The sequence below is a fragment of the Microbacterium sp. 05T445 genome, from assembly GCF_056395865.1.
In genome coordinates, this window is record NZ_JBFTKJ010000001.1 from 1,913,152 (window position 1) to 1,929,334 (window position 16,183).

The 16,183-nt window shown below is 72.7% G+C and carries 17 protein-coding genes; 13 read left to right on the forward strand and 4 right to left on the reverse strand.

Annotated elements, in window-relative coordinates; genetic code table 11:
- Nucleotides 1-45: 45 nt before the first annotated feature.
- Nucleotides 46-579: an inorganic diphosphatase gene (gene ppa / locus AC1DDU_RS09085; RefSeq protein ID WP_477433202.1), complete on the reverse strand. Its 534-nt coding sequence runs from the start codon at nt 577-579 to the stop codon at nt 46-48.
- Between the two features lie 73 nt (nt 580-652).
- Here ppa and tilS point away from each other — a divergent pair, with 73 nt between their 5' ends.
- The 13 genes from tilS (at nt 653) to AC1DDU_RS09150 (ending at nt 11,956) form a co-directional block, all read left to right on the forward strand.
- On the forward strand, nt 653-1,714 hold the full coding sequence (gene tilS / locus AC1DDU_RS09090; RefSeq protein ID WP_477433204.1) for a tRNA lysidine(34) synthetase TilS: 1,062 nt from the start codon (nt 653-655) through the stop codon (nt 1,712-1,714).
- 14 nt (nt 1,715-1,728) lie between these two features.
- Nucleotides 1,729-2,280 carry a hypoxanthine phosphoribosyltransferase gene (gene hpt / locus AC1DDU_RS09095; RefSeq protein WP_477433206.1) on the forward strand — a complete coding sequence of 184 codons (552 nt, stop codon included), beginning with the start codon at nt 1,729-1,731 and terminating at the stop codon, nt 2,278-2,280.
- 146 nt (nt 2,281-2,426) lie between these two features.
- Nucleotides 2,427-4,433: an ATP-dependent zinc metalloprotease FtsH gene (gene ftsH, locus AC1DDU_RS09100; RefSeq protein ID WP_477433208.1), complete on the forward strand. Its 2,007-nt coding sequence runs from the start codon at nt 2,427-2,429 to the stop codon at nt 4,431-4,433.
- Between the two features lie 9 nt (nt 4,434-4,442).
- Nucleotides 4,443-5,033: a GTP cyclohydrolase I gene (folE, locus tag AC1DDU_RS09105; protein ID WP_477433210.1), complete on the forward strand. Its 591-nt coding sequence runs from the start codon at nt 4,443-4,445 to the stop codon at nt 5,031-5,033.
- The gene (gene folP, locus AC1DDU_RS09110; protein ID WP_477433212.1) at nt 5,030-5,866 is read left to right on the forward strand and encodes a dihydropteroate synthase; all 837 of its coding nucleotides are present in this window, start codon (nt 5,030-5,032) and stop codon (nt 5,864-5,866) included. Before folE ends, folP begins: the two co-directional genes overlap by 4 nt.
- Nucleotides 5,839-6,231, forward strand: coding sequence for a dihydroneopterin aldolase (folB, locus tag AC1DDU_RS09115; protein ID WP_477433214.1), 393 nt, complete (start codon nt 5,839-5,841; stop codon nt 6,229-6,231). The genes folP and folB overlap by 28 nt, the downstream gene beginning before the upstream one ends.
- Nucleotides 6,228-6,782, forward strand: a complete 555-nt coding sequence (gene folK / locus AC1DDU_RS09120; RefSeq protein ID WP_477433216.1) for a 2-amino-4-hydroxy-6-hydroxymethyldihydropteridine diphosphokinase — start codon at nt 6,228-6,230, stop codon at nt 6,780-6,782. The genes folB and folK overlap by 4 nt, the downstream gene beginning before the upstream one ends.
- Complete coding sequence (locus AC1DDU_RS09125; RefSeq protein ID WP_477433218.1) at nt 6,779-7,276, forward strand: DUF3180 domain-containing protein; 498 nt, start codon at nt 6,779-6,781, stop codon at nt 7,274-7,276. The genes folK and AC1DDU_RS09125 overlap by 4 nt, the downstream gene beginning before the upstream one ends.
- The gene (locus tag AC1DDU_RS09130; protein WP_477433220.1) at nt 7,218-7,799 is read left to right on the forward strand and encodes a PH domain-containing protein; all 582 of its coding nucleotides are present in this window, start codon (nt 7,218-7,220) and stop codon (nt 7,797-7,799) included. Before AC1DDU_RS09125 ends, AC1DDU_RS09130 begins: the two co-directional genes overlap by 59 nt.
- Nucleotides 7,796-9,589 carry a PH domain-containing protein gene (locus AC1DDU_RS09135; protein WP_477433222.1) on the forward strand — a complete coding sequence of 598 codons (1,794 nt, stop codon included), beginning with the start codon at nt 7,796-7,798 and terminating at the stop codon, nt 9,587-9,589. The genes AC1DDU_RS09130 and AC1DDU_RS09135 overlap by 4 nt, the downstream gene beginning before the upstream one ends.
- Complete coding sequence (locus tag AC1DDU_RS09140) at nt 9,586-10,299, forward strand: DUF2520 domain-containing protein (protein ID WP_477433224.1); 714 nt, start codon at nt 9,586-9,588, stop codon at nt 10,297-10,299. The genes AC1DDU_RS09135 and AC1DDU_RS09140 overlap by 4 nt, the downstream gene beginning before the upstream one ends.
- 29 nt (nt 10,300-10,328) lie before the next feature.
- Nucleotides 10,329-11,141, forward strand: a complete 813-nt coding sequence (gene panC, locus AC1DDU_RS09145) for a pantoate--beta-alanine ligase (RefSeq protein WP_477433474.1) — start codon at nt 10,329-10,331, stop codon at nt 11,139-11,141.
- A 23-nt stretch (nt 11,142-11,164) separates the two neighbouring features.
- Entirely contained in the window at nt 11,165-11,956 is a 792-nt protein-coding gene (locus tag AC1DDU_RS09150) for an MBL fold metallo-hydrolase (RefSeq protein ID WP_477433226.1), read from the forward strand.
- A 24-nt stretch (nt 11,957-11,980) separates the two neighbouring features.
- Here AC1DDU_RS09150 and AC1DDU_RS09155 read toward each other — a convergent pair whose 3' ends face one another.
- The 3 genes from AC1DDU_RS09155 to AC1DDU_RS09165 are packed head-to-tail and all read right to left on the reverse strand — an operon-like array spanning nt 11,981 to nt 16,178.
- Nucleotides 11,981-13,516: a serine hydrolase domain-containing protein gene (locus AC1DDU_RS09155; RefSeq protein ID WP_477433228.1), complete on the reverse strand. Its 1,536-nt coding sequence runs from the start codon at nt 13,514-13,516 to the stop codon at nt 11,981-11,983.
- On the reverse strand, nt 13,501-15,288 hold the full coding sequence (locus AC1DDU_RS09160; protein WP_477433230.1) for a membrane dipeptidase: 1,788 nt from the start codon (nt 15,286-15,288) through the stop codon (nt 13,501-13,503). The genes AC1DDU_RS09155 and AC1DDU_RS09160 overlap by 16 nt, the downstream gene beginning before the upstream one ends.
- A 2-nt stretch (nt 15,289-15,290) precedes the next feature.
- Nucleotides 15,291-16,178 (reverse strand): aminotransferase class IV, encoded by an 888-nt coding sequence (locus AC1DDU_RS09165; RefSeq protein ID WP_477433232.1) that lies wholly within the window; start codon nt 16,176-16,178, stop codon nt 15,291-15,293.
- Nucleotides 16,179-16,183: the final 5 nt, after the last annotated feature.

Here is a 16,183-nt window from a genome sequence, read left to right on the forward strand (position 1 = left end):
GAAGAGCGGATGCCGACGGCATCCGCTCTTCGCATGAAGCTCAGGTCACAGGGTGCTCGGCGCGATGCCCTCACCCTGGGTCTTGGTCTGGCCCTCGTGCTCGGCGAAGCGCGCGAACGCCTCGTCGACCAGGCGCTCGGCCTCGGCCGCGTCCGCCCACTCGTCGACCTTGACCCACTTGTTGGGCTCGAGGTCCTTGTAGTGCTCGAAGAAGTGCGTGATCTCCTTCTGCAGGAACTCGGGGATGTCGGCGACGTCTTGGATGTGGGCCCAGCGCGGGTCCTTCGCGAGGACCGCGACGACCTTGTCGTCGCCACCGGCCTCGTCGCTCATCTTGAGCACGCCGACCGGACGGACGCTCGCGAGGATGCCCGGGGCCAGGTCGACGTCGAGGATCACGAGCACGTCGAGCGGGTCACCGTCCTCGCCGAGGGTGTTCTCGAAGAACCCGTAGTTGGTGGGGTAGCCCATGGGCGTGTAGAGGATGCGGTCGAGGAACACGCGGCCCGTGCCGTGGTCGACCTCGTACTTCACGCGGCTGCCGCGCGGGATCTCGATGACGGCGTCGTACGCGCCCATAGTGGTGCTCCTTCGAAGTCTGTGGATTGCCGCGACCAGCCTAGTCGCGGCGCGTCGCGGGTACGGTGGGCGGGTGGAGGAGCGCAGACCCGGACTCGACCCCGCCGTCGCCGAGGTGCGCCTCGCCGTGCGCAGAGCGCTGACCGGCCTGGAACCCGGCGCGACCGTGCTGGTCGCGCTGTCGGGCGGTGCCGACTCGCTCGCACTGGCCGCCGCGACCGCGTTCGAGGCTCCGAAGCGGGGCATGCGCGCGCTGTCGGTCACGGTCGACCACGGCCTGCAGGACGGGTCGGCGGATGCCGCGGCCGCCGCCGCAGCGGCATCCGAGGCGCTCGGGCTCGAGGCCCGCGTGGTGCGCGTCGAGGTGACCGCGGCCGATACCGGCCCCGAGGCGGCCGCCCGGGACGCGCGGTACACCGCGCTGCGGGATGCCGCGCGCGACGCCGGAGCGCAGGCGATCCTCACCGGGCACACGCTCGACGACCAGGCCGAGACGGTGCTGCTGGGCCTGGCTCGCGGCGCGGGCGGGACCAGTCTGCAGGGCATGGCGGAGGCCGGGCCCCTGCCCGCGGAGGCCCGGGGCGGCGCGCCAGCGCCGTCCGGAGGGCGAGCAGGGACCGACCTCGACGGTGTCGCGCTGCTGCGGCCGCTGCTCGCCGTGCGGCGGGCGACCACGCGGGCCGCGTGCGCCGCGGAGCGGCTGGACGCGTGGGACGACCCGCACAACGCCGACCACCGCTTCGCGCGCGTGCGGGTGCGCGAGAAGGTGCTGCCGGTCCTCGAGGCCGAGCTCGGTCCCGGTATCGCCGAGGCGCTGGCGCGCACCGCCGCGCAGCTGCGGGAGGACGCCGAGGCCTTCGACGAGATGATCGACGAGACCATCGAAGACATCGTCGAGCACGCCGAGGCGGGCATCTCGGTCTCCGCGGCGGCGCTCGCCGCGAACCCGGCGGCGCTGCGCCATCGCATCATCCGGCACGTCGTGGCCAGCGAGTTCCACCAGAGCCTCACCCGGTCGCAGACCCTCGAGGTGGCGCGGCTGGTGACGGACTGGTCGGGGCAGGGTCCCATCGATCTGCCCGGATGCCGCGCCCGGCGCGTCGGCGGACGCATCGAGTTCACAGCCGCGGCCTGAATAGAATCGCTTGCATGCGCGCGGCCGACGTTTCCAGCGACATCACCGAAGTCCTCGTCACCGAGGAGGAGATCCGAGCCAAGCTCGATGAGATCGCGGCGCGGGTCGCCGCCGACTACGAGGGCAGGGATCTCCTGCTGGTGGGCGTGCTCAAGGGCGCGGTCATGGTCATGGCGGACTTCTCCCGGGCCCTGAAGAAGCACGTGACGATGGACTGGATGGCGGTCTCGTCGTACGGCGCCGGCACGAAGTCCAGCGGTGTCGTGCAGATCCGCAAGGACCTCGACACCGACATCCTCGGCAAGCACGTGCTGATCGTCGAGGACATCATCGACTCGGGTCTGACCCTCAGCTGGCTGCTGGAGAACTTCGCGGCCCGCGGCGCGGCATCCGTCGAGGTGTTCGCGCTGCTGCGCAAGCCCGAGGCCGCCAAGGTCGAGGTGCACTGCACCTACGTCGGCTTCGACATCCCCACCGAGTTCGTCGTCGGCTACGGCCTGGACTACGCCGAGAAGTACCGCAATCTGCGCGATGTCGCGGTGCTGGCACCGCACGTCTACTCCTGACTGCGAGCGTCCGGGTTCGGATTACGCCCGGGGCGAATGCACAGTCGGCGCCTAGGAAGCGCGCGATACCCTGATTCCACCGTCGACGGGCGATTTCCTGTCCGCGGCGGCACGTCGACGAAAGGGACCGGGCTCTCGCCCGCACCATGGACTTCAAGAAGATCACCCGCAACCCGCTCTTCTACGTCCTGCTGATCGGGGTCTTCCTCATCGTGGGGTTCTCGCTCATCTCGAGCTTGAACGGCGCGAAGCAGATCTCCACGCAGGAGGGCCTCGAGCTGCTCAAGGGCGACACGGTCACCGAGGTCGTCAACACCGACGGCGATCAGCGGGTCGACATGAAGCTCTCGAAGGACTACGAGGGCGCCAGCGACGTGCAGTTCTACTACGTCTCCGCGCGCGCCGACGAGGTCGTCGACGCCATCAACGCGGCCGACCCGAAGGACGGCTTCAACGACGCCGTGCCGCGCGCCACGTGGTTCGACGGCTTCATCTCGCTGCTCCTGCCGATCCTGCTGCTGGGTCTGCTGTTCTGGTTCCTGCTCTCGAGCGCGCAGGGCGGCGGCAGCAAGGTCATGCAGTTCGGCAAGTCCCGCGCGAAGCTCGTGACCAAGGAGATGCCGCAGGTCACCTTCCAGGACGTCGCGGGTTCCGACGAGGCGATCGAGGAGCTCGAGGAGATCAAGGACTTCCTCAAGGACCCGTCGAAGTTCCAGGCCGTCGGCGCCCGCATCCCGAAGGGCGTGCTGCTGTACGGCCCTCCCGGAACCGGCAAGACGCTCCTCGCGCGCGCAGTCGCGGGAGAGGCAGGCGTGCCGTTCTACGCGATCTCGGGTTCGGACTTCGTCGAGATGTTCGTCGGCGTCGGCGCGAGCCGCGTGCGCGACCTCTTCAACAACGCCAAAGAGAACTCGCCCGCCATCATCTTCATCGACGAGATCGACGCCGTCGGCCGCCACCGCGGCGCCGGCATGGGCGGCGGACACGACGAGCGCGAGCAGACCCTCAACCAGATGCTCGTCGAGATGGACGGCTTCGACCCGAAGGCGAACGTCATCGTCATCGCGGCCACCAACCGCCCCGACATCCTCGACCCGGCGCTGCTGCGCCCGGGCCGCTTCGACCGTCAGATCGGCGTCGACGCGCCCGACCTCAAGGGCCGCACGAAGATCCTCGAGGTGCACGGCCGCGGCAAGCCGCTGGCCGACGGCGTCGACCTCGAGATCGTCGCGCGCAAGACGCCCGGCTTCACCGGTGCGGACCTCGCCAACGTGCTGAACGAGGCGGCTCTGCTGACCGCCCGCTCGAACGCGCAGCTGATCGACAACCGCGCGCTCGACGAGGCCATCGACCGCGTCATCGCCGGCCCGCAGCGCCGCACGCGTGTGATGAAGGACAAGGAGAAGCTCATCACCGCGTACCACGAGGGCGGCCACGCGCTCGCGGCGGCGGCGATGAACCACACCGACCCGGTCACCAAGGTCACCATCCTGCCCCGCGGCAAGGCGCTCGGCTACACGATGGTGCTGCCGCTGGACGACAAGTACTCGGTCACCCGCAACGAGCTCCAGGACCAGCTCACGTACGCCATGGGCGGCCGTGTCGCCGAGGAGATCGTGTTCCACGACCCGACCACCGGCGCCTCCAACGACATCGAGAAGGCGACCAACATCGCCCGCAAGATGGTCACCGAGTACGGCATGACCGGCGACATCGGCCCGGTCAAGCTCGGCCAGTCCTCCGGCGAGGTGTTCATGGGCCGCGACATGGGCCACGGCCGAGAGTTCTCGGAGCGTGTGGCCGAGCGCGTCGACGTGCAGGTGCGCGACCTCATCGAGCAGGCGCACAACGAGGCCTACGAGGTCATCAACGCCAACCGCGACGTGCTCGACAAGCTCGCGCTGGCCCTCCTCGAGAACGAGACGCTGGACCACCTGGAGCTCGCCGAGATCTTCAAGGACGTCAAGCGACTTCCCCCGCGCCCGCAGTGGCTGTCGAGCGAGCAGCGTCCCCCGTCGACGCTGCCCCCGATCGACGTGCCGCAGCGACGCGACGAGGCCGGGCTCGCGGCGAGCGTCGAGGCCGAGCAGCCGGCCGCCGAGAAGGCGACCAAGCGCCGCCCGAGCGGGCAGGCGCGCCCCGCGACCGCGTAGGCTCGGCCTGTGGCCGTGGATCGTGAGCGCGTCGCCGCGCTCGTGCGCGAGCTGCTCGAGGCGATCGGCGAAGACCCCGAACGCCCCGGGCTGAAGCAGACGCCGGGGCGCGTCGCCGACGCGTACGCCGAGTTCTTCTCGGGTGTCGGAGAGGATGCCGCGGCTCCGCTCGCGCACACCATCTCGGTCTCGCGCGGACCGGCGCCCGACACGCTGCCGTCGGGCGCGGTGATCCTGCGCGACATCATCTTCCGGTCGGTGTGCGAGCACCACCTGCTGCCGTTCCGCGGTCACGCGCACCTCGCCTACCTCCCCGGTGAGCAGGTCGTCGGCCTCGGCGCACTGCCGAAGGTCGTCGAGATCCTCTCTTCGCGCCCGCAGGTGCAGGAGCGGCTCGGGGAGCAGATCGCCGACGTCATCGCGGCATCCCTCGACGCCCGCGGAGTGCTGGTCGTGCTCGATGCGACCCACGAGTGCGTCACGATGCGCGGCGGCCGGCAGACGGATGCCTCGACCGTGACCATCGCCGCGCGCGGCGACCTGGCCGAGCCGGCCGCGCGGGCCGAGCTGATCTCGCTGATCGGAGCCGGCCGCGCATGACCACGCTCATCATGGGGATCGTCAACGTCACCCCCGACTCGTTCAGCGACGGCGGGCGGTATGCGGATGCCGAGACCGCGGTCGCCCACGGACTGCACCTGCGCGAGCAGGGCGCCGGCATCCTCGACGTCGGCGGCGAATCGACGCGCCCGGGTGCGGAGCGCGTCGCGCCGCGGGTCGAGCAGGAGCGCGTGCTCCCGGTCGTGGCGGCGCTCGCCGGCGCGGGCGCGACCATCAGCATCGACACGATGAACGCCGACACCGCGGTCGCCGCCGTCGAGGCCGGCGCCCGGATCGTCAACGACGTGTCCGGCGGGCTCGCCGACCCGGAGCTGCTCGCGGCCGTCGCTCCGACCGGCGCCGACGTGGTGCTCGGCCACTGGCGCGGACACTCGACCGACATGTACGCCCGCGCCCAGTACGACGACGTCGTCGACGAGGTGATCGCGGAGCTGCGCGCCCGCGTCGAGGTCGCGGCATCCGCCGGCATCGCGCCCTCGCGCGTGATCCTCGATCCCGGCATCGGCTTCGGCAAGGTGGGCGCCCAGAACTGGGCGGTGCTGCACAGGCTCGACCGGCTCGTGGGCCTCGGCCCGCGCGTGCTCGTCGGGACCAGCCGCAAGCGGTTCCTCGCGGAGGCGCTCGCCGAGGACCCGGCGGACGCGGACGAGGCGCGGCGCGACCTCGCGACCGCGGTGACCAGCGCACTGGCCGCCCAGGCCGGTGCGTGGGGTGTGCGGGTGCACGATGTCGCAGGTACGCGCGATGCTCTCCTCGTCGCGCGCGGTTGGCAGGAGGGAAGCCGATGGACGTCTTCGACGAGATCACGCTGACCGGCGTGCGCGCCTACGGCCACCACGGCGTGTTCGCCGAGGAGCGCCGCGACGGCCAGGAGTTCGTGGTCGACACGACCCTGTACGTCCAGACCGCGCCCGCCGTCGCCTCGGACGACGTCGCCGACACCGTCCACTACGGGGAGGTCGCCGAGCGCATCGTCGAACTGGTGGGCAGCGACCCGCTCAACCTCATCGAGGGCGTCGCCGCACGCATCGCCGACGACCTGCTCACCCGCGACGGCGTGCACAGGGTCGCCGTCACCGTCCACAAGCCCCACGCGCCGATCACGGTGCCGTTCTCCGACGTGTCGGTGACGGTCCGCCGTGGCCGCGAAGAGGCCGGATCGCGGGTGCGGGCATGAACCGCCGGCTCGCGCAGGGATTCGACCGCGACGTCGCGGCGCACCCCCGCGAGGCGGTCGAGGCCGTCGTGGCGCTCGGCGCGAACCTCGGCGATCGCGCCGAGGTGATGGCCGCCGCGATCGCCGAGCTGGCACGCCTGCCGCTGGTCGACGCGGTGCGGGCCTCGGAGCCGATCGAGTCGGTCGCCCTGAAGCCGGACGGCCCGGATGCCTCCGCCCCGGCGTACTTGAACGCCGTCGCGATCCTCACCACGCGCCTGGCGCCGTCGGTGCTCCTGGGATACCTGCACGCGATCGAGCGCCGCCACGGCCGCGTCCGCGGGACGGAGCGTTCCGCGCTCGAGCCCGGCTGGGAGGATCGCACCCTCGACCTGGATCTCATCGCGTACGGCGACCTGGAGAGCGGCGACCCGCGCCTGCTGCTGCCGCATCCGCGTGCCGTCGAGCGCGACTTCGTGCTCGGGCCGTGGCTCGTGGTCGATCCCGACGCCGTGCTGCCCGGGGTCGGCCGCGTGGACGAGGCCCTGCGCCGGCTGAGAGGCGGACGATGAAACGCACCGGCGCCGGCGTGCTCCTGCTCTCGGCGGTGCTCGGGGTCGCCGCCGGGTTCCTCGTCGATCAGCTGCTGACCTCGGGCGGTCGCCCGACGTTCACCCCCGCGGTGACGCTCCCGATCCTCCTCGTGGTGCTCGGCGCCGTGGTCATCGGGCTCGCGGTCCCGATCCGCCGGGCCACCCACGGTGCCGGCAGGACGCACGTGAACCCCTTCCGGGCGGTGCGCATCGCGATGCTCGCGAAGGCGTCGAGCATCGTGGGCGCCGCGCTCGGCGGACTCGGCGCGGGACTGTGGATCTTCCTCGCGACCCGGCCGGTCCCGCCCTCGCTAGGCTCGTTGGGAACGGTCATCGCGACGACCGTGTGCGGCGCCCTGCTGGTCGCCGCCGGTCTGGTCGCGGAGCACCTGTGCACGATCCGGAAGGACGACGATGACGAACAGCCCGGAGGCGACGACCCCGGACTCGAACCCCGCATCCACAACCACTGACGCGGGCTCGACGTTCGGGAGGCTCGTCGAGCCGCGCTCCGAGAACCGGCTGGCCCTCGAGGGCGGCGTGTGGCACCAGATCTCGCGCAAGTACGTCACGGTGCAGCTGATCTCCACGGGATCGATGCTCGTCCTCGTGGTGGCGGGCACCCTCGTGCTCACCGAGCTCATGCATCAGCTGTGGGCGTGGATCCCCGGCGGCATCCTCACCGTCATCCTGGTATGGACGCTCGCGATCCTGCCCCGGCAGGCACGGTCGATCGGCTACCAGCTGCGGGCCGACGACCTGGTGTTCCGTCGCGGCATCCTGTGGCAGCGCTTCGTGGCGGTCCCCTACGGGCGCATGCAGCTGATCGACATCACGCACGGACCGCTGGACCGCGGGTTCGGGATCGCACAGCTGAAGTTCGTGACGGCCGCCGCGGCCACCGGGGTCGTGATCCCCGGTCTCGAGCAGTCCACCGCCGAGACGCTGCGCGACCACCTCGTCGAGGTCGCCGAGAGCAGGCGCACGGGTCTATGACGTCGGTTCCTGGTCCCCTCGGCGGGCCGACGGTCCCGCCGCAGCCGGCGCGTTCGCCTCTCAGCGACGGCGAGTGGCACCGCCTGCACCCGCTGACCGCACTGCTGCGCGGCGGTCTGTTCCTCATCGTGGTGATCGGCATCGTGTTCGCGAACCTGCGCGATCGCCTGGTGTACATCTTCCTGCCGTGGCTGGCGCCCGGCGTGGGCGACGAGGTCGTGGAGTGGGAGAACGCCGGCGGCGACCCCGTCGACTTCATCATCGCCAACAATCTGTACGTGCTCGCGGCCCTGGCGGTGCTGGCCGTGCTGCTCATCCTCCTCGCGGTGTTCTACACGTCGTGGCGCTTCCACACGTTCCGCATCACCGAGGACGACGTCGAGGTGCGCAGCGGTGTGCTGTTCCGCACGCAGCGTCGCGCACCGCTGGACCGGGTGCAGGGCGTCAACCTCACCCGGCCGATGATCGCGCGGCTCCTCGGGATGGCCAAGCTCGAGGTCGTCGGCGCCGGCACCGACGCCAACGTCAAGCTCGAATACCTGTCGACGGCCAACGCCGAGGCGGTGCGCGCCGACATCCTGCGGCTCGCGTCCGGTCAGCGTCTCGCGGCGGCTGCCGCGCGGGCCGACACCGCGGGGGCCCCTCCGCTGCCGGGCGGACGCGTGGCGGCGCTCAGTCGCACCGTGGGCGTCGGCATCACCGGCCTCATCGAGGGCCCGGAAGCGGTGGTGGCCGAGCCCGAGTCGGTCGTGAACATCCCGGTCGGCCGGCTGGTGGCATCCCATCTCCTCAGCATGTCGACGGTGGCCGTCCTCTTCGCGTTCGTGGCCATCGTGATCGGCGTGACGCAGGGCGTCACCTGGCTGCTGCTCGGCTTCGTGCCGGCGATCATCGGTCTGGTCGCGTACTGGGTGCGCTCGATCTTCCGGTCGCTGCGGTACTCGATCGCCCCGACGCCCGACGGCGTGCGCATCACCTTCGGCCTGTTCACGACCATCACCGAGATCGTGCCGCCGGGCCGCGTGCACGCCGTCGAGGTGACCCAGCCGATCCTGTGGCGTCCGGCCGGGTGGTGGACGGTGCGCATCAACCGTCTGACCGGCCGCAGCGCCTCCGACTCCAGCACCGACCAGTTCACCACCGTGCTGCCGGTGGGCACCGCCGCCGACGTGGACCGCGTGCTGCGGCTGCTGCAGCCGGCGATGTCCGACGCGGAGCGGGCGCTCATGGTCGAGCAGGGCATGCTCGGGCCGGGCGAGGGCGACCTGTTCACCAACACCCCGAAGCGCGCCTGGTGGATCCGGCCGTTGTCGTACCGGCGCAACGGGTTCCGTCTCACCGACGACGCGCTGCTGGTGCGCCGAGGTGTCGTGTGGCGCAAGCTGGTCAGTGTGCCGCTGGCCCGCATGCAGAGCTTCGGCCTCTACCAGGGGCCGCTGGACCGCCTGACCGGCGTGACGAACGTGCGCGCCCACGTCGTCGCCGGGCCGGTGTCGCCGTTCCTCGCCGCGGTCGACCGCGACACGGCGCTGCGGCTGTTCGACGACGTCGCGCATGCCACCGTCGCCGCGGCCTCGGCCGACCGCACCCATCGCTGGGCACAGGAGCCGGATGCCGCCACCGCGGCCCCGGCCGAACCCACCGCCGCCGTGCCGGGCGCAGAAGTGCCCGCCGTGCCGACGCCCGATGCGGCCGCCGTGCCGGGCGTAGAAGTGCCCGCCGTGCCGACGCCCGATGCCGCCGCCGTGCCGGGTGTTCCCGGCACCCGCTCGGAGGAGGACCGCGCATGAGCCGCGACGGGCGTCTCGGGGTCGGGATCATCGGGGCCGGCCGTGTCGGACCGGTGCTGGGCGCTGCTCTCGGCGGCGCCGGGCACGCGCTGGTGGGTGTGACGGCGGGCTCCGACCCGGAGCGGGTCGAGGCGATCCTGCCGGGCGTCCCGACGCTGGATGCCACCGAGGTCGCGCGCCGCAGCGAGCTGGTCATCGTCGCCGTGCCGCACGATCAGCTGGAAGGGCTGGTGGTTGGGCTCGCCGCGGTCGGCGCGTGGCAGCCGGGGCAGCTCATCCTGCACACCGACGCGGCGTGGGGGACCGGCATCCTGGCTCCTGCCGTCGCGAAGGGGGCCATCCCGCTCGCGGTGCACCCCGCCCTGTCGTTCACCGGCACGTCGATGGACCTCCGCCAGCTCGCCGGGGCGTTCGCCGCGGTCACCGCGCCCGCACCGGTGCTGCCGATCGCGCAGGCGCTCGCCGTCGAGATGGGGTGCGAACCCGTCGTCGTCGACGAGGCAGCCCGCCCCGCCTACGCGGAGGCGATCGCCACGGCGACGCATTTCTCCCGCTCGATCGTGCAGCAGGCGACAGGGCTTCTCGCCACGGCGGGGGTCGCCAACCCGGGTGCGTTCCTCTCCATGCTCGTGCACACGACAGTCGACCGCGCGCTCGCCGAGGCGGGTTCCGGCCCCGGAGGGGATCCCGCCGCTACGATCCAAGGATGATCGGCACCATCGACGGGCTGCGCGCCCGCCTGGACGAGGTCCGCGCCGCCGCGCCCGGTGCCCGCGTCGCGCTCATCTCGACGATCGGCTCGCTCCACGACGGGCACATCGACCTGATCCACCGCGCTCGCGAGGTCGCCGACGTCGTCGTCGTGTCGCTGTTCGTCAATCCGCTCCGCTTCGCCACCGCGGCGGAGTTCGCCGAGTACCCGCGCACCCCCGACGAGGATGCGGCGCTGCTGGAGTCCCTCGGTGTCGAGGTCGTGTTCGCGCCCGCCGCCGAGGAGCTGCTTCCCGACGGCGCGGCGACGACGAAGATCTCGGCCGGCGATCTGGGCCTGCGCTATGAGGGGCGCGCGCGCCCGTTCTACTTCGACGCGCTGCTGACCGTCGAGGCGAAGCTGTTCCACCTGGTGCGTCCCGACGTCGCGGTCTATGGCGAGCGCGACCGGCAGCGGGTGTTCCTGGTGCGCCGCATGGTTCGCGACCTCCTGTTCGACGTCGACGTCGCGACCGTGGAGACGGTGCGCTCCGACGACGGCCTTCCGATCTCGACGCGCGTGGGCATGCTCGCGGAGAACGACCTCGCCGCGGCCGCCCTGCTCCCCGCGGCGCTGGACGCGGCCGCGGCGAACGCCGATCGGGGTGTGGACGCCTGCATCGCGGCAGCGCAGTCGGCGCTGATGGGCGAACCGCGCATCCGGCTGGAGTACCTGAGCGTCGTCGACCCGGCGACGTTCCTCCCGGTCGACGAGGGGCGTCGGGGCCCGGCGCTGGCGCTCATCGCCGCCTCGGTGGCCGGCCACCGATTCATCGACAACGCCGAGATCTACCTCGGCTGACCGCTCCTGAAGGGAGACGGCACATGCACGTCACGCGGATCGGCGGTCCCACGGTGCTCGTCGAATGGCGGGGCTGGCGCATCCTCACCGATCCGACCTTCGACCCGCCGGGGCGCACGTACTCCTTCGCCCTCGGGACGACCTCGCGCAAGACCACGGGCCCGGCCGTCCCCCTGGCGGAGATCGGCGACGTGGACGCGGTGCTGCTCAGTCACCATCAGCACGCCGACAACCTCGACGACGCCGGGCGCGCCGGCCTGTCGTCGGCTCGCACGGTGCTGACGACGGTCGCCGGCGCCAAGCAGCTGGCGGGGAACGGGCACCCCGACGCCCGGGGCTTGAAGGCCGGCGAGGGGACCACGTTGACCGCAGAGGGCAGGCCGGACCTCGTCGTGACGGCGACGCCCTGCCGTCACGGGGCCGCGTTCGCCCGCCCCATCGTCGGCCCCGTCATCGGCTTCTCGCTCTCGCTCGCGGGAGCAGCACGGCCGGGGCTGTGGATGACGGGGGACATGGTGATGTACGGCGCCCTGCGGCGCGCGGCCGCGCGCATGCGGCCCGAGGTCGCGCTCGTCCATATCGGCGCCGTGAAGTTCCCGCTCACCGGGCCGCTCGCCTACACGATGGACGCCGACGACGCCGTCGAGCTCATCGCGATCGCCGAGCCGACGACGGCCGTGCCGGTGCACGTGGAGGGCTGGAGCCACTTCTCGCAGCAGGAGGAGGCGGCCGCGCGCGTCTTCGCCGACGCCCCGGTCACGGTGCGCGACCGGGTGCGCTGGGCGCCCCTGGGCGTGCCGATCGAGGTGCCCTGAACTCCGGCGCGCCGGAACGGGGTGTCAGAGCCCCGCGACGATCTGCCGGTCGTCGACCTGTTCGCCGTCCTCTGTCGGCGTGCGCCCGTCGGGCCCGGCCACGCGCACCGAGAACGCCTGCACCAGCGGCGCGGCCAGACCGATCGCCTGCACGTCGCACACCAGCGTGCCGCGCTCGCACGGGATCGTCCACCGCAGCGCCGACGCGTCGGATGCCGACCGCACACGGTCCTCGAACCGCGGAGGGGACGCCACCGGCGGACCGACCTCGGCGAGCGCCTCGGCCACCCGGCGCTCCCGCACCTCGAGCGGGACGTCGCGCAGGACGTTCCGAGCGAGCAGCCGTCCGACATCCGCCAGCGAACCGCCGCAGCGCACGACGTGGTCGAGGCGCCGCGCGGCGTCCACGACCTCGGGCCATGGGCGCACGACGGCGGCGGGCGCGTCGACAGCGCCGAGGAGCGCCTGATGGATGTCGACGGCGATGCGCCCGGCGCCGAAGCCGTCGGAGTTGCCGAACACGACCACGCCCAGTCCGCTCGCGACCTGCCAGCGCATGTGGGACGAGAACCCGGGGAGCCCGCCGGCGTGCTGGAGCACGCGCCCGAACCGCCGGTCGTGCTCGACGACGAGGCCGTAGCCGTATCCGGCGCCGTCGAGCGTGCGCCCGGGGAATCCGTCGGCGCCGAGGGGGATGAGCGTGCGCGCGGTCTGCATCTCGCGGCGCGTCCGCTCGGCGAGGACGCCGTCGGCCACGGCGTCGACGCCGAAGGCCGACCCGAGGAAGTGCGTCCACGTGGCGATGTCTGCGGCGGTGCTGAAGAGGCTGCCGATGCAGGCGAGGGCGCCCGACCCGACGTACGGCTCGAACGCGAAGGTCTCGCCCCCGTCGAACGTCCGGAACCCCTGGGCGAGATCGGTCCCCTCGGGGTACAGCTCGGCAGCAGCCCGCGTGTCGTGCAGGCCGAGCGGGGCGAGGATCCGGTCGCGGACCTCCTCCTCGACCGCTCGCCCGGTGACGGCCTCGATCGCGCGCCCGACCAACGAGATGCCCAGGTTCGAGTACTGGTACTCGGTGCCGGGGGATGCCGACAGCCGCAGTCCCGCCGCCACCTCGGCGCCGATCTCCTCGCGCGAGGCGCCGAGGTGCTCGTCGCCCCAGGGGTTGTCCTCGGCGAGTCCGCCGCGGTTGGAGAGCAGCTCGTCCAGCGTCAGGTCGACCGGCCGGCCCTCGAAGCGCGCCGATCGGAGCGCCGGGACGTAATCGGTGGCGGGGGCGTGGAAGTCGAGCAACCCCTCGTCGCGCAACGCCAGCGCCGTCGCCGCGAGGAAGCTCTTCGACATCGACGCGATGCGGAACACCGTGTCGGGCGCCGTGGGACGGCCGTCGTGCCGCGGTGAGCCGCCGGTCGCGATCGCGAGCACCTCGCCCCGCCAGGTGACGGCGGCCAGCCAGCCCGGCGCCAGGCGTGTGGTGGCGGCATCCATCCGTCCGGCCAGCGCCGCCTGAGCGGCCTCTGTCAAGCCGGCGGGCGGGTCGGCCGTCACGACGCGGTCCACTCGGCGGCTGCCTCGACCTCGGCGGCGAACGCGCCGACCAGCGCCCGGCTGACGCGGGTGTTGTGGTCGTGGTCGCGCTCGGCCGCGTCGATCAGCGCGCGCAGACCCTCTGTGCCGTGGACGTCCTCACTCCAGCGTGCGACGTCGGCGACGGATGCCTCGGGGTGGAACTGCAGGCCGCGCACGTGGTTCCCGAGGCGGAACGCCTGGTTGGCCACCGCCTCGCTCGAGGCGAGCAGGGTCGCCCCCGGCGGCAGGACGGTGATCATGTCCTGGTGGTTCTGGATCATGGGCGCGCCGCCCTCGAACGTGCGCAGCACCGCGTCGTCGTGCCCGTCCGCCGTCGTCGTGATCGCGGTGGAGCCGCGCTCCTCAGGACCGAACGCCGCCCGCACCTCGCCGCCGGCGACGTGGGCGAGCAGCTGGCCGCCGAGGCAGATGCCGAGCGTCGGGAGGTCGGCGGCGATCGCCTGCGTCGCGAGCACGCGCTCCTGCGCGAGCCACGGGGCGCGCTCGTCGTCGTCGGGCATGAGCCCGCCGCCGAGGAGCACCAGCCCCCGGTAGCCCGACAGGTCTGCGGGAAGCCCGTCCGCGCCGCGCACGACGTGCGGCTCGATCCCCTCGGAGCGCAGCCAGTCGGCCAACCGCCGCGGGCCGGAGGCGTCCGAGTTCACCACGACGAGCACGCGGGCACGCCCGGTCGCCGGATCGATCGCCGGACGCAGCGCCGCCGTCGCTGGCGGCTGCGCCGTGCCCGCGAGGAAGGCGCGGTAGTCCGGGTCGGACGCTTCGAGCACGCGCAGCACGTTGCGGTGGGCGAGCCCTTCGAGCTCGTCCTCCGTCCAGCCGCGGCGGCGCAGCTCCGCGAGGAGGTCAGGGTAGCGAGAGACGTCGCCCAAGCCCGTCGGCATGGCGTCGGTGCCGTCGTAGTCGGCGCCCAGGCCCACAGCGTGCACGCCCGCGACCCGCCGCACGTGGTCGATGTGGTCCGCGACGTCGGCGATGCCCACCTCCGGCGGCGTGCCGGTCTCGCCGGCGAGGACCCAGTCGCGACGGGCCTGCGACAGGAACGACGGCACGAAGGCCACCATGACGACGCCGTCCGCCGCGCCGATCGCGGCCAGCACGTCGTCGGGGACGTTCCGGGGGTGGTCGCACAGCGCGGCGGCCCCGGAGTGCGTGACGAGCACGGGCCGCGTGCTCACCGCCAGCGCGTCGCGCATCGTCGACGGGGCGACGTGGGCGAGGTCGACGAGCACGCCGATGCGGTTCATCTCGCGGACCACCTCGAGCCCGAAGTCGGTCAGTCCGCCGTGCCGCTGCGCGTCGGTGGCGGAATCGGCCCAGGACGTCGTGAACGACCACGTGAGCGTCAGGTACCGGACGCCGAGCCGCGCGTACTGGCGCAGCACCGCGGGCGAGCCGCCCAGCTGAGCGCCTCCTTCGGCACCCATGAGCGACGCGATCCGCCCGTCGGCGAACGCCGCCCGCACGTCATCGGCCGTGCGCGCAGCGACCAGCCGGTCGGGGTGCGCCTCGATCAGGCGCTGTACGAAGTCGATCTGCTCGAGCGTGGCGGTGACCTGCTCCGCACCGCCCAGCGCCGGATCGACCCACACCGACCAGAACTGACCGCCGACCCCGCCGGCGGTCAGCCGCGGCAGGTCGGTGTGCAGGCCGGGGACGGATGCCGCCAGCGGCGCCGCATCGTAGGCCAGGCCTTCGCGGGCGGCCCAGGCCAGGTCGTTGTGTCCGTCGATGATCGGGATCATGCTCACGCCTTCCGTGCGTCCAGGTGCGCGTTCATGAACGCGGTGCGCTCGTGGTCGATCGTCCGCGCGGCGCCGTCGATCGACCGTACCGGGACGGCGCCTCGCGTGCTCGAGCACAGCCACACCGCGTCGGCGCGCTCCAGCTCGTCGACGAGGACCGGCCGCGTCGCGACCCGCGCGGCGGCCCCGCGCAGGGCGTCGAACGCGTCCCCCTGCGTGGTGCCCTCGAGGATGCCGAACTCCGGCGGGGGCGTCACGTACTGGCCGTCGATGCGCGCGATGACCGTCGAGCTCGGCCCCTCCAGCACGAACCCGTCGATGCTGGTGAAGACGACCTCGTCGGCGCCCCGGCGCCGCGCCTCGCGCAGCGCCGCCATGTTGACCGCGTACGACAGCGACTTGGCGCCCTGCAGCAGCCAGGGCGAGGTCTGCGCGACGTCGTGCCGGTAGCCGCGGTCCAGGAGGATGACGGCGACCCCGCTGTCGCGGACGGATGCCGCGGGCCCGGCGCCGGGCGCGAACCCGAGCAGCCAGCCGCTCGGCGTGCCGTCGCCGGCCTCGTCGCCGCGGGTCATCACGAACTTGATCGCGCGGCGCCGGTCGGGATCGGACAGCTCGGATGCCATCGCAGTGACGGCGGCCCGCCACTGCTCCCGGCGGGGGACCGGCAGGTCCATCAGCGCGGCCGACCGTGCGAACCGGTCGAGGTGCGCGTCGAGGGCCTGCGGGACGCCGTCGACCACGACCGCGGTCTCGAACACGCCGTCGCCGCGGGTGGCCCCGAGGTCGCTGGCGGTGAGCATCGCCGTCCGCGGGTCGCGCCGGGTCCAACCGGTGGCGGGGTCGGCGGCCGGGGAGAGGTCGAGCACGTAGAGGAGAAGCGGTTCCACAGACG